The organism is Burkholderia sp. NLJ2, from assembly GCF_049487195.1.
Classification (GTDB): Bacteria; Pseudomonadota; Gammaproteobacteria; order Burkholderiales; family Burkholderiaceae; genus Burkholderia; species Burkholderia pyrrocinia.
This window is the reverse complement of sequence record NZ_CP137808.1, coordinates 2,005,655-2,017,747: the sequence shown is the minus strand read 5'-3', so window position 1 is coordinate 2,017,747 and position 12,093 is coordinate 2,005,655. Positions and strand designations below refer to the sequence as shown.

Here is a 12,093-nt window from a genome sequence, read left to right as displayed (position 1 = left end):
CCGATGTTCCGACGAGGTATCCGATGACCGTATGCACTTCCTTTCCGCCGCTGACGATTCGCGGCCGCACCTTGCTGCCTGTCGTGCAGGGCGGCATGGGCGTCGGTATTTCCGCGCACCGGCTGGCGGGCAGCGTCGCCCGCGAAGGCGCGGTCGGCACGATCGCGAGCATCGACCTGCGTCACCATCATGCGGACCTGCTCGCGCGTTGCCGCGCGCAACCCGATCGCGCGACGCTCGAGGCCGCGAACCTCGACGCATTGGCACGCGAGATCCGCCTTGCGAAGACCTACAGCGAAGGGCGCGGGATGATCGCGGTCAACGTGATGAAGGCGGTGAGCGCGCATGCGGACTACGTGCGTGTCGCATGCGACGAAGGCGCCGATGCGATCGTGATGGGTGCGGGCCTGCCGCTCGATCTGCCCGATCTCACGCAAGGACACGACATCGCGCTGATCCCGATCCTGTCGGACAGCCGCGGGATCGCGCTCGTGCTGAAGAAGTGGATGAAGAAGGGGCGCCTGCCCGATGCGATCGTGATCGAGCATCCGGCGCACGCGGGCGGCCACCTCGGCGTCACGCAGATCGACGACATGCACGATCACCGTTTCGATTTTGCGCGCGTGCTCGACGAGACCGCGCAGGTGATGGCGTCGCTTGGCCTCGCGCGCGACTCGATCCCGCTGATCGTTGCGGGCGGGATCAACAGTCACGACATGGTGCGCGCGGCGCTCGCGGCCGGTGCAAACGGCGTGCAGGTCGGGACGCCGTTCGCGGTGACGGAAGAAGGCGACGCGCATCCGGACTTCAAGCGCGTGCTCGCCGATGCGGCGCCCGACGACATCGTCGAATTCGTCAGCGTGACGGGGCTGCCCGCGCGCGCAGTGAAGACGCCGTGGCTCGATCGTTACCTGCGCAACGAGACGCGCATTCGCAACAAGCTCGGCGCATTCAAGCAGCGCTGCCCGACCGCGCTCGAGTGCCTGAGCGTATGCGGCTTGCGCGACGGCATCGAGAAGTTCGGCCATTTCTGCATCGACACGCGGCTGGCGGCCGCGCTGCGCGGCGACGTCGCGAACGGGCTGTTCTTCCGCGGCCGCGAAGCGTTGCCGTTCGGCCGCGCGATCCGCAGCGTGCGCGATTTGCTCGACTTGCTGCTGACGGGCTGTGCGACCGAGCCTGCGGCAAACCGTCCCACGTTTACGCTGGCTTGACGGATATCAAGATGCTGAAAAGACCCTACATGGAGAATGGAAACCATTCTTTGGGGGTCCGTACCATGCATAAAACGATTCGAACTTGTGTCACCGCTGCCGCCGTCGCGGCAAGCCTCGTCGCGATGCCGTCGCTGTCGCACGCAGCGTCGCCGGGCGACGGCATCAACCAGGGTGACGTACTGGTTCGCCTGCGCGCGATCAGCATCCAGCCGAACGAGCGCGCGAGCGACACGCTGGGCGCGCTCAACGTCGGCGTGAACAACGCGATCGTGCCCGAGCTCGACTTCACGTACATGATCCGCGACTACCTCGGCGTCGAACTGATCCTCGGCACGTCGCGGCACCAGTTGACGTCGAGCCTCGGCAATCTCGGCGGCGTGGGCGTGCTGCCGCCGACGCTGCTGCTGCAGTACCACTTCAACCATGCCGGCAAGGTGCGTCCGTACGTCGGCGCCGGGTTGAACTACACGTACTTCTACAACAACGGGCTCAACGTCGGCGGGCAGGGCGTGTCGGTCAACAAGAGCAGCTTCGGCCCCGCACTGCAGTTCGGTATCGACGTGCAGGTGACGAAGAAGGTGTTCATGAACGTCGACGTGAAGAAGATCTGGATGAGCACCGATGCGACGCTCGGCGACAAAGGCATCGGCACGCTGCACATCGATCCGCTGATCGTCGGCGTGGGCGTCGGGATGAAGTTCTAGACGCGGCAGGAAAAGAACAGAGTTGGGGTTGGCGGCATGGCGGTCGGCATGCCGCTTTTTTTTTGCGCGGCGGATTTACAGCTTGTCGTACTGGAAGCGCATCGCGGTGCCTTCGCGCTGGATGCGCTCCCACACGGCGCGCTTTTCGTCGTCGCTCAGGAACACCCAGTTCGACACTTCGGCGGCCGTGCGGCCGCAGCCCTTGCAGACTTCGTCGAAGAGGGTCGAGCACACGCCGATGCAGGGGCTGTCGGGCAGGTCGTGGAGATTGGAGGCCATCGGAAGAGTTCGCGCAGTTGAATCGTCAGCCGGCATTTTAATGCATCGCGGCCGGTCGGCCCGGCGGGTGCGGCCGGCATGCCGTCCCGGCGCACCGTCATGACAGTACGGCCGGCCGCACCCGCCGGGAGCACGGCAACGGCTGGCCGACAGGATTGCCCGACAGGCACCGGTGCGCGAAGCGCGCCGCGATGTCACCGGTGATACGCCGGCGCACACAACCATGGGGTGCGTGATCCGTCCGGCCGGCGAACGCGGTTTCGCCGCTGCCTGTTTTTCCCGGTGGACAGCCGCCGATTACCCGATAGAATTCCCTCCGGAACACCCCGCCGCACGGGCGGCCTGACTGGCCGACGGCGGCGATCTGTTCCGTTTGCGCGACACCGGCATGATTTTTTTGTGACGGAGCGCGAATGGTGGTAGTTTTCGGGGTTTTCGAGGGGCGGAGCACCAGATTGCGCCGCCGTGACGAGGCAGACGGCAGCCGGACAAACGGTCCGGCCGGAGGGAGAACGGGATGAAAGCAAAGGTAGTGGGCCGGTTCGCAGCGCTCGCGCTGTGCGTGGGTGCATCGGCGGCAGCGGCGAAGGATACGCAGCTCAATGTCTATAACTGGTCGGACTACATTGCGAAGGACACGATCCCGAACTTCGAGAAGCAGGCGGGCGTCAAGGTCCGCTACGACAACTACGACAGCGACGACACGCTGCAGGCGAAGCTGCTGACGGGCAGCTCGGGCTACGACATCGTCGTGCCGACCAGCAACTACGCGGGCAAGCAGATCGCCGCCGGCATCTTCGCGCCGCTCGACAAGTCGAAGCTGCCGAACCTCAAGTACCTCGATCCGCAACTGATGGCGCTCGTCGCGGGCGCGGACCCGGGCAACAAGTACTCGGTGCCCTGGGCGTACGGCACGACCGGTCTCGCGTACAACCTGACCAAGGCGCAGCAGGCGCTCGGCAAGGTGCCGCTCGACAACTGGGACATCCTGTTCAAGCCGGAAAACATCTCGAAGCTGAAGACCTGCGGCGTGTCGGTGCTCGACGCGCCCGACCAGATGTTCGCGGCTGCGCTGCACTACATCGGCAAGGATCCGATGAGCACGAACCCGGCCGACTACAAGGCCGCGATGGAAGTGCTGAAGAAGATCCGCCCGTACATCACGCAATTCAACTCGTCCGGCTACATCAACGACCTGGTCGGCGGCGACATCTGCTTCGCGTTCGGCTGGTCGGGCGACGTCGTGATCGCAAAGCATCGCGCGATCGAAGCGAAGAAGCCGTACAAGGTCGAGTACTACATTCCGAAGGGCGGCGCACCGGTGTGGTTCGACGTGATGGCGATCCCGAAGGACGCGAAGAACAAGGATGCCGCGCTGCAGTGGATCAACTACATCGAGGATCCGAAGGTGCACGCCGCGATCACGAACGCGGTGTACTACCCGAGCGCCAACGCCGAGGCCCGCAAGTACGTGAAGCCTGACGTCGCGAACGACCCGGCCGTCTACCCGCCGGCCGACGTCGTGAAGACGCTGTTCCTGCTCAAGCCGCTGCCGCCTGAAATCCAGCGTCTGCAGACGCGTCTGTGGACCGAGCTGAAATCGGGCCGCTGACGCGAGCCGGTGTTCCCCAGCAGTCATGAAGCCCCTGGTGCCCCCGGGGGCTTTGTTCGTCAAAACGCAGGAGAGAAGCAGCACATCATGAATAGCCAGTCGGGTGCGCCGGTCGCGGGCGCACCGTCCTCCGTTTCCTCCTCCGGCGCCAGTGCGCGCGCCGAGAACTTTGTCCAGATCGTCGACGTCGTCAAGAAATTCGGCGACACCGAAGCCGTGCGCAGCGTCAACCTGACCGTGCGCCAGGGCGAGCTGTTCGCGCTGCTCGGCAGCTCGGGCTGCGGCAAGTCGACGTTGCTGCGGATGCTCGCGGGTCTCGAGACGGTCACGTCGGGCAAGATCCTGATCGACGGCGAGGACCTCGCGCAGATGCCGCCGTACAAGCGGCCCGTGAACATGATGTTCCAGTCGTACGCGCTGTTCCCCCACATGTCGGTCGAGTCGAACGTCGCATTCGGCCTGAAGCAGGAAGGCGTACCGAAGGCCGAGCTGAAGGAGCGCGTGCATGCGGCGCTCGAACTCGTGCAGATGAGCAAGTACGCGAAGCGCAAGCCGCATCAGCTCTCTGGCGGCCAGCAGCAGCGCGTCGCGCTCGCGCGTTCGCTGGTCAAGCGCCCGAAGCTGCTGCTGCTCGACGAGCCGATGTCGGCGCTCGACAAGCAGATCCGCCAGCGCACGCAGATCGAGCTCGTCAACATCCTGAACAAGGTCGGCGTCACCTGCATGATGGTCACGCACGACCAGGAAGAGGCGATGACGATGGCGAATCGCCTCGCGGTGATGAGCGAAGGCCAGATCGTGCAGATCGGCTCGCCGAACGAAGTGTACGAATATCCGAACAGCCGCTTCTCGGCCGAGTTCATCGGCTCGACGAACCTGTTCGACGGCTTGACCGTCGAGGACGAACCCGACCACGTGTACATCGAATCGCCGGAGCTGCCGAGCCGGCTGTACGTGAGCCACGGGATCTCGGGCCCGCTCGGGATGCCGGTCACGGTGTCGGTGCGCCCGGAACGGATCGCGCTCACGCGCAAGCCGCCCGAAGGCGCGTTCAACTGGGCGCGCGGCAGGATCAGCAACGTTGCGTACATGGGCGGCTATTCGCTGTATCACGTGAAGCTCGACGCGGGCAAGACGGTGATCGCGAACGTATCGAGCCTCGCGATTTCCGAGCTCGACACGCCGGCGCTCGGCGACGAGATCTACGTGCGCTGGAGCGCGACTGCGGGCGTGGTGCTGACGTCATGAACGCGTTCAAGTCCCTGCTCGATTGGCCGGTGCGGCGCTTCAACCTGACGGGCGCCTCGGCGGTCGTCGCCGGGCCGTTTACGTGGCTCGTGCTGTTCTTCCTCGTGCCGTTCGTGCTGGTCGTCAAGATCAGCTTCGCGGAGCTGCAGCTCGGCATTCCGCCGTATACGGAACTCGCGTCGTACGCGGATGGCGTCGTGCACGTCGCGCTGAACCTGTCGCATTACGCGTTTCTGTTCACCGACAGCCTGTATTTCGCGACCTACGTGAACTCGGTGTGGGTGGCCGCGGTCACGACGCTGCTGTGTCTGCTGATCGGTTATCCGATGGCGTACTACATCGCGCGCTCGAACCCGGCGACCCGCAACCTGCTGATGATGGGCGTGATGCTGCCGTTCTGGACGTCGTTCCTGATCCGCGTATATGCATGGATCGGCATCCTGAAGAACAACGGGCTGCTCAACAACTTCCTGATGTGGATCGGCCTGACCCATACGCCGATCGAGCTGTACCGCACGAACTACGCGGTGTACATCGGTATGGTGTATTCGTACCTGCCGTTCCTCGTGATGCCGCTCTACGCGCACCTCGTGAAGATGGACCTGCGCCTGCTGGAAGCGGCGTACGACCTCGGCGCGAAACCGTGGAAGGCGTTCGTGCAGATCACGCTGCCGCTGTCGAGGAACGGGATCATCGCGGGCTGCCTGCTCGTGTTCATCCCGGCGGTCGGCGAGTACGTGATTCCGGAGCTGCTCGGCGGCGCGAACACGCTGATGATCGGCCGCGTGATGTGGAATGAGTTCTTCAACAACGCAGACTGGCCGATGGCGTCGGCGGTGACCTGCGCGATGGTGCTGCTGCTGCTCGTGCCGATGGCGATGTTCCAGCACTTCCAGGCGAAGGAGCAGGAGGCCCGTCGATGAAGCCGAATCGTTACCTGCAGTTCGCGGCGCTGTTTGCCGGCTTCGCGTTCCTGTACATCCCGATCATCAGCCTGATCGTCTATTCGTTCAACGAGTCGAAGCTCGTCACCGTGTGGTCGGGTTTCTCGTTCCGCTGGTACTCGGCGCTCGTCGAGGACGACGAGCTGCTGACGGCCGCGTGGCTGTCGCTGAAGATCGGCGTGCTGACCGCGTTCGCGTCGGTGTTCATCGGCACGTGGGCCGGCTTCGTGCTCGCGCGGATGGGGCGCTTTCGCGGTTTCGCGCTGTTCAGCGGGATGATCAACGCGCCGCTCGTGATTCCCGAGGTGATCCAGGGGATCTCGCTGCTGCTGCTGTTCATCGAACTCGCGAAGTGGATCGGCTGGCCGGCCGAGCGCGGCATTTTCACGATCTGGCTCGGCCACGTGATGCTGTGCATCTCGTACGTCGCGATCATCGTGCAGTCGCGCGTGCGCGAGCTGAACCCGTCGCTGGAAGAAGCCGCGCTCGATCTCGGCGCGACGCCGCTGAAGGTGTTCTTCACGATCACGCTGCCGCTGATCTCGCAGGCGCTGATCGCGGGCTGGCTGCTGTCGTTCACGCTGTCGATCGACGACCTCGTGCTGTCGGCGTTCCTGTCGGGCCCCGGCTCGACGACGCTGCCGCTCGTCGTGTTCTCGCGCGTGCGCCTCGGGCTGAATCCGGAAATGAACGCGCTCGCGACGCTGTTCATCGTCGCGGTGACGGCCGGCGTCGTGATCGCGAACTTCGTGATGCTGCGTCAGGAGCGCAAGCGGATGGCAGGGTTCGCGGCCTGACGCGCAGGTTGCGGTGGCATTGAAAAACGCCCGGTGCCGACGACGAGTCGGGCCGGGCGTTTTGTATTGGCGCGCCGCGTGCGTTGCCGTGCCGGTCAGTACGCGAAGCTCTTGCCTGGTGTCGTCCAGACTGCCGTGGCAGCCGTGCACGGCTGGAGGCTCAGCGTGCCGCCGGCCGCGGGCGCGAGGCAGCGGCCCGTCGGCTGCGACACGAGCTGTGCCGAGCCGGGCGCCGTGCCGGCCTTCACGCGCCATTGCTGATCGGCCTCGCCGGCGACGCAAGTGCGCAGCAGCGCGCCGTTGCCCGCGCTCGGTGCCTGTGCGGTGAGGCAGTAGCTGTACTTGGTCTGCAGCGTGCCGTCGCCCGCGGCGACCCACAGTTGCGGATTGAAATGGGTGCCGCCGGACGTGCGCACCGACGCGGGCGTCGGGCACGCGCCGAGCACCGCGGGATGGCCGTCGACGAGACCGCCCGACGCGGACAGGCATGCGCCGTTTGCTTTCACGAGGCCGGACGCCGATTGCTGCGGGCCGCCGACCAGCGTCGCGACGCCGTTCGAGACGGACGCATTCGCATCGCTGGCCGGACAGGTCTTGTTGACGGTGACCGACGGCGCCGGTACGGCCACCGCGTTGCCGATCGCGTCATAGGCGCGAATGCCGAACTGCGCGTCGGTGTACGCGATCGACGTGCAACTCGTGCGGCTCGAGTTCCAGTCGAAATACTCGACCCACTGGCTGATCGACGAGACCGGCACCTGCGTCTGCGTCGTGCCGACGTAGATGCTGCCGATGTCGAAGCTGTCGCCGGTCGAGCCGGGCGTCACGTCGGTGACGTTGCTCTTGAACCAGCCGGGCCCCTGGTTCGTGTCCGGGGTAATGCGGAACCGGTACGTGTGGCCGGCCTGCCAGTCGTAGCGGTAGCGGCACTGCGCGCCCGCGCTGCCGTCGGTCGCCGAGCCGCTGACCGTGCAGTAGCTGCCCGCGCCGATGCCGGCGCTGGCGGGCGTGCCGGGTTTGGCGGCCGTCGCGCCCCACAGGCTGAACAGGAATTGCCGGCCGGTGCCTTCGCTGGCCGATACGAGCTCGGTCGACTGCAGGCCGGTGTAGCCGTTCAACGAATTGATCTGATTCGACCAGAACACGTTCGAGTTCGGGCCGGGATCCGTCTTCGGCGTGATGAACAGATCGAGCGTGCCGACGCTGCGCACGGTCGACGGGAACCACGTGTTGCTGTACAGACCGGGCGTGGCGCCGAGGAAGCCGGATAACGTCGGCGCGGTGCTGGCGGAAAGCGTCGCGAGACCGGGTGCCGGGGTGCCCGTGACGGTGAAGCTGCGCGCACCTGCAGGCGGCAGCGATGCAACGGGCGGCACGTCGAGCGTGAAGCTGAACGTGCAGGTGCCGCCGGCCGGCACCGTCGCGCCCGACAGCGCGACTTGCGTCGTTCCGTCGCTGGCCAGCGTGCCGCCGCATGCGTTCGTGAACCCGCTGGCGGTGAAGCCGGCCGGCATGCCGATGGAGAGGCCCGCGGCGGCTGGATCGGTGCCGGTGTTGGTGAGTTTCAGCGTCGCCTTGTCGGTTCCGCCGACCGACGGCGAGAGACTGGCGAGCGTCAATGCCGCCGTGTAGGCGGGCGTGGCGAGCGCGGTGAGCGGAGCGAGCATCAACGCGGCGAGTGCCGCACGGCTGACGGACGGGACGAGCATGGCCGGACTCCTGAGTAATTATTCGTATCCAACGCGCGACGGACGGGCGTCGCGGCGGCGAGTCTAGCATGCGGTCCTGACAAATTCGCGACGGCTGGGGCGGCGTCGCGCGCCGGGCGCGGGTTCGATTCTCGCGCCCCGATCCTGCGCCGGCTCACGCGTCGAACGCCGCCTTCGCCAGCAACCCGAGCGCGACGCACACGAGCACCGCCGCGAAGCCGGCCTGCACGTGTCGCGCGCCAAGGTAGCGCGACGCACCGCGGCCGGCGGCCATGCCGAGTGCGGTCGCGACGGTGAACCACAGCGTCACGTCGAGCGGCGCACGCGTGCCCGATACGAGCGTCGCGAACACGCCGCCGGTGCCGACCAGCGCAATCACCATCAGCGACGTCGCGACGACGCCGTGCATCGACACGTTGGTGAACTTGCGCAGCATCGGCACGATCACGAAGCCGCCGCCGACGCCGAGCAGCCCCGTCATCAGGCCCGTCATCGCGCCGGTCGACGCAAGCGCGAAGCCGACCGGCCAGGACCACACGAGACGGCCCGTATCGGGATTCACGCGGCCGACGCACAACGGCGACGCATCCGCGTCGACGCGCGCGTGTCGCAGCGCCTGCCGCAGCAGGCGGCCGGCGACGACCAGCATCGTCAGCGCGAACAACGCGAGCAGCAGGCGCTGCGGCAGCACGTGCGCGAGCCGCACGCCGAGCGTGGTCAGCGGCACGCCGGCCACGGCCATCAGCAGTGCTGCGCGATAGCGCACGAGCCCGCGGCGGAAGCCTTCGAGCGCGCCGAGCGCGGCGCTGCCGGCCACCGCGACGAGTGCGACCGGCGTGGCCTGCTGCATCGGCCAGCTCATGCCGACGACGAGCGCGGGCACCGCGAGAATGCCGCCGCCGGCGCCGGTCAGGCCGAGCACGGCGCCGACGAAGCCGCCGAGTACGAGGGAAATCAGCATGACGTCATCGGGCTCCGTTCAACGCGCGATCGCGGGCTTCGCGAGCCATTCGCGGCCCTTGAGCATCGCTTTCCAGTAGAGCGGCGGCAGCACGCGCTCCTTGAGCAGCCACGCGAGCCGCGACGGGCGCTTGCCGTCGATCAGCCATGCGGGGAAGGTCGGCGCGACCTTGCCGCCGTACAGGAATTCGGCGAGCACGATCCTGCCGCGCTCGACGGTGAGCGGGCACGAGCCGTAGCCGTCGTACGCGGCATCGCCGTGCGCGCGGCCGAGCGATGCAAGCAGGTTGTGCGCGACGACGGGCGCCTGCTTGCGGGCGGCCGCGGCCGTCTTCGCATTGGTCGTGTTGGTGGCGTCGCCGAGCGCGTAGATGTCCGGAAAGTGCTTGTGCCGCAGCGTCGCCGGATCGACGTCGATCCAGCCGGCCGCGTCGGCGAGCGGGCTCGAACGCACGAAGTCGGGCGCTTTCTGCGGCGGCACGACGTGGATCATGTCGAACGAACGCACGACGGTTTCGGTGCCGCCGTCCGGCAGCGCGCGTGCGAACGTCGCGCGGCGCGCGGGCCCGTCGATCGCGACGAGGTTGTGGCCGAACGACAGCGCGATGTCGTAGCTTTTTACGTACTCCATCAGCGCGGGCACGTAGTCGGCAACGCCGAACAGCGCGCCGCCCGCATTCAGGAATTCGACGTTCGCAGCCTCGAGGCGCCCCGCGTGCCGCCAGTGGTCGCACGACAGGTACATCGCCTTCTGCGGCGCACCCGCGCACTTGATCGGCATCGGCGGCTGCGTGAAGAGCGCATTGCCGCCGCGGAATGTGCGGACGAGTTCCCACGTATACGGCGCGAGATCGTAGCGGTAATTCGACGTGACGCCGTTGCGGCCGAGCGTGTCGGCGAGGCCTTCGATCGCATGCCAGTCGAGCTTGAGCCCCGGGCACACGACGAGCTTGCGGTAGCCGATGCGCCGGCAGCCGTCGAGCACGACCGTGTGCGCGTCGGGCTCGAAGCCCGCGACGGCGGCCTGGATCCGGTGCACGCCGCGCGGCAGTACGTCAGTCATCCGGCGCGCGGTCGTCTCGGGCCGGAATACGCCTGCGCCGACCATCGTCCAGCCCGGCTGGTAGTAGTGGACGTCGGCCGGATCGATCACCGCGATGTCGAGCGACGCGTCGCGCGCGAGCAGGCTCGATGCGACCGCGATACCGGCCGCGCCCGCGCCGACGATCACGATGTCGTGCCGCGCGTCGACGGCCGGCGCCGCCTGCCGGCCGCCTTGCGTGACGCGCGATGCGAGCGCGCGCAGGTCGTAGCCGGCCGCGCCGGCCGTCGCGACGATGTCGTTCAGCGGGCGCAGGCCCGCTTGCGACAGCGCCCACAGCGTGGCCGAGCGCGTGCCGCTGCGGCAATACGCGAGCACCGGGCCGTCGAGCGATGCGACGAGCGCGCCGAACTGCGCGGCCTGGTCGTCGGTCACCTTGCCCGTATCGACCGGCAGGTAATGCACGTCGATGCCGAGCGGCGCGGCGGCCGCGCGGATCTCGGTCACGGTCGGCTGGTCGGGGCCTTCGCCGTCGGGTCGGTTGCAGACGATCGCGCGGACGCCCGCCGCGTGAAGCGCGGGCAGGTCGGCCGCCGTGATCTGCGGCGAGACCGACAGCGCGTCGGTCAGCTTGCGGAGGGTGGTCATGTCGGGGTTCTCGGTCGGGGGCGGCGGCGCTCAGATCGCGTCGAGCGGGATCTTCAGGTAGCGCACGCCATTGTTTTCGGGCTCGGGCAGGTGGCCGGCGCGCATGTTGACCTGCACGGACGGCAGCATCAGGACCGGCATCGCGAGCGTCGCATCGCGCGCGGTGCGCATCGCGACGAAATCGTCCTCGGTCACACCATCCTTCACGTGCACGTTTGCGCGGCGCTGCTCGGCGACGGTCGTCACGAACTGCACGTCGCGGCCGCCCGGCTGGTAGTCATGGCACAGGTACAGGTTCGTATCGGGCGGCAGCGCGAGTACGCGGGCGATCGAGCGGTACAGCGTGCGCGCGTCGCCGCCCGGGAAGTCGCAGCGGGCCGTACCGTAGTCGGGCATGAACAGCGTGTCGCCGACGAACGCCGCGCGTTGCGTCGCGTCGTCGACGCAGTAGGTCATGCACGCGGGCGTGTGGCCCGGCGTATGCAGTGCGCGGATCGTCAGCGCGCCGAGCGCGAGCGTGTCGCCGTCGTCGACGAGCCGGTCGAACTGGCGGCCGTCCTCGGCGAAGCCGGGGCCCGCGTTGAACAGCGTGCCGAAGACGTGCTGCACGCGGCGCACGTGCGAACCGATCGCGATTTGGCCGCCGACCCGCGCCTTCAGGTACGGCGCGGCCGACAGGTGGTCGGCGTGTACGTGCGTTTCCAGCAGCCAGTGCACGGTCGCGCCGAGTTCGGCGACGCGGGCGATCAGCCGGTCGGCGCTGGCGGTGTGCGTGCGGCCGGATTTCGGGTCGTAGTCGAGCACGCTGTCGACCAGCGCGCACGCGCGGCTCGCCGTATCGAGCAGGAGATAGCTGACGGTGTGGGTCGCCGGGTCGAAAAAGCCTTCGACCGACAGCGTGGGGGCGTTGCTCACGGGGTGTCCTCGATCGGG

The 12,093-nt window shown here is 67.4% G+C and carries 11 protein-coding genes; 6 read left to right on the top strand and 5 right to left on the bottom strand.

The window, feature by feature from the left end; all coding sequences use genetic code 11:
* The first annotated feature begins 23 nt into the window (after positions 1-23).
* Together R9B84_RS09225 and R9B84_RS09220 are read left to right on the top strand one after the other, a co-directional pair.
* Entirely contained in the window at positions 24-1,214 is a 1,191-nt protein-coding gene (locus tag R9B84_RS09225) for an NAD(P)H-dependent flavin oxidoreductase (RefSeq protein ID WP_065499908.1), read from the top strand.
* Between the two features lie 65 nt (positions 1,215-1,279).
* Positions 1,280-1,921: an OmpW/AlkL family protein gene (locus R9B84_RS09220; RefSeq protein ID WP_423757747.1), complete on the top strand. Its 642-nt coding sequence runs from the start codon at positions 1,280-1,282 to the stop codon at positions 1,919-1,921.
* A gap of 75 nt (positions 1,922-1,996) precedes the next feature.
* Here the strand turns inward: R9B84_RS09220 and R9B84_RS09215 are convergent, their stop codons facing one another.
* Positions 1,997-2,200: a DUF1289 domain-containing protein gene (locus tag R9B84_RS09215; RefSeq protein WP_021159754.1), complete on the bottom strand. Its 204-nt coding sequence runs from the start codon at positions 2,198-2,200 to the stop codon at positions 1,997-1,999.
* A 517-nt stretch (positions 2,201-2,717) separates the two neighbouring features.
* Here R9B84_RS09215 and R9B84_RS09210 point away from each other — a divergent pair.
* The 4 genes from R9B84_RS09210 to R9B84_RS09195 all read left to right on the top strand — a co-directional run bounded on the left by R9B84_RS09210 (position 2,718) and on the right by R9B84_RS09195 (position 6,801).
* On the top strand, positions 2,718-3,812 hold the full coding sequence (locus R9B84_RS09210) for a polyamine ABC transporter substrate-binding protein (protein ID WP_423757746.1): 1,095 nt from the start codon (positions 2,718-2,720) through the stop codon (positions 3,810-3,812).
* 87 nt (positions 3,813-3,899) lie between these two features.
* Positions 3,900-5,060, top strand: coding sequence for an ABC transporter ATP-binding protein (locus R9B84_RS09205; protein WP_423757745.1), 1,161 nt, complete (start codon positions 3,900-3,902; stop codon positions 5,058-5,060).
* On the top strand, positions 5,057-5,983 hold the full coding sequence (locus R9B84_RS09200) for an ABC transporter permease subunit (RefSeq protein WP_262531875.1): 927 nt from the start codon (positions 5,057-5,059) through the stop codon (positions 5,981-5,983). Before R9B84_RS09205 ends, R9B84_RS09200 begins: the two co-directional genes overlap by 4 nt.
* Positions 5,980-6,801 carry an ABC transporter permease subunit gene (locus R9B84_RS09195; protein ID WP_423757744.1) on the top strand — a complete coding sequence of 274 codons (822 nt, stop codon included), beginning with the start codon at positions 5,980-5,982 and terminating at the stop codon, positions 6,799-6,801. The genes R9B84_RS09200 and R9B84_RS09195 overlap by 4 nt, the downstream gene beginning before the upstream one ends.
* Positions 6,802-6,896: 95 nt before the next feature.
* Here the strand turns inward: R9B84_RS09195 and R9B84_RS09190 are convergent, their stop codons facing one another.
* From R9B84_RS09190 to R9B84_RS09175, 4 genes are all read right to left on the bottom strand, one after another.
* A complete protein-coding gene (locus tag R9B84_RS09190; protein WP_423757743.1) occupies positions 6,897-8,510 on the bottom strand; it encodes a DUF3472 domain-containing protein in 1,614 nt (537 codons plus the stop codon).
* 154 nt (positions 8,511-8,664) lie between these two features.
* Positions 8,665-9,471, bottom strand: coding sequence for a sulfite exporter TauE/SafE family protein (locus R9B84_RS09185; protein WP_423757742.1), 807 nt, complete (start codon positions 9,469-9,471; stop codon positions 8,665-8,667).
* Positions 9,472-9,489: 18 nt separating this feature from the next.
* On the bottom strand, positions 9,490-11,160 hold the full coding sequence (locus R9B84_RS09180; RefSeq protein ID WP_423757741.1) for a TIGR01244 family sulfur transferase: 1,671 nt from the start codon (positions 11,158-11,160) through the stop codon (positions 9,490-9,492).
* Positions 11,161-11,190: 30 nt separating this feature from the next.
* Positions 11,191-12,075, bottom strand: coding sequence for an MBL fold metallo-hydrolase (locus R9B84_RS09175; protein WP_423757740.1), 885 nt, complete (start codon positions 12,073-12,075; stop codon positions 11,191-11,193).
* Positions 12,076-12,093 lie beyond the last annotated feature (18 nt).

Excerpts from the sequence above, each read along its gene's own strand:
- R9B84_RS09225 (WP_065499908.1), top strand. The coding sequence starts at position 24 with ATGACCGTATGCACTTCCTTTCCGCCGCTGACGATTCGCGGCCGCACC.
- R9B84_RS09220 (WP_423757747.1), top strand. The coding sequence starts at position 1,280 with ATGCATAAAACGATTCGAACTTGTGTCACCGCTGCCGCCGTCGCGGCA.
- R9B84_RS09215 (WP_021159754.1), bottom strand. The coding sequence starts at position 2,200 with ATGGCCTCCAATCTCCACGACCTGCCCGACAGCCCCTGCATCGGCGTG.
- R9B84_RS09210 (WP_423757746.1), top strand. The coding sequence starts at position 2,718 with ATGAAAGCAAAGGTAGTGGGCCGGTTCGCAGCGCTCGCGCTGTGCGTG.
- R9B84_RS09205 (WP_423757745.1), top strand. The coding sequence starts at position 3,900 with ATGAATAGCCAGTCGGGTGCGCCGGTCGCGGGCGCACCGTCCTCCGTT.
- R9B84_RS09200 (WP_262531875.1), top strand. The coding sequence starts at position 5,057 with ATGAACGCGTTCAAGTCCCTGCTCGATTGGCCGGTGCGGCGCTTCAAC.
- R9B84_RS09195 (WP_423757744.1), top strand. The coding sequence starts at position 5,980 with ATGAAGCCGAATCGTTACCTGCAGTTCGCGGCGCTGTTTGCCGGCTTC.
- R9B84_RS09190 (WP_423757743.1), bottom strand. The coding sequence starts at position 8,510 with ATGCTCGTCCCGTCCGTCAGCCGTGCGGCACTCGCCGCGTTGATGCTC.
- R9B84_RS09185 (WP_423757742.1), bottom strand. The coding sequence starts at position 9,471 with ATGCTGATTTCCCTCGTACTCGGCGGCTTCGTCGGCGCCGTGCTCGGC.
- R9B84_RS09180 (WP_423757741.1), bottom strand. The coding sequence starts at position 11,160 with ATGACCACCCTCCGCAAGCTGACCGACGCGCTGTCGGTCTCGCCGCAG.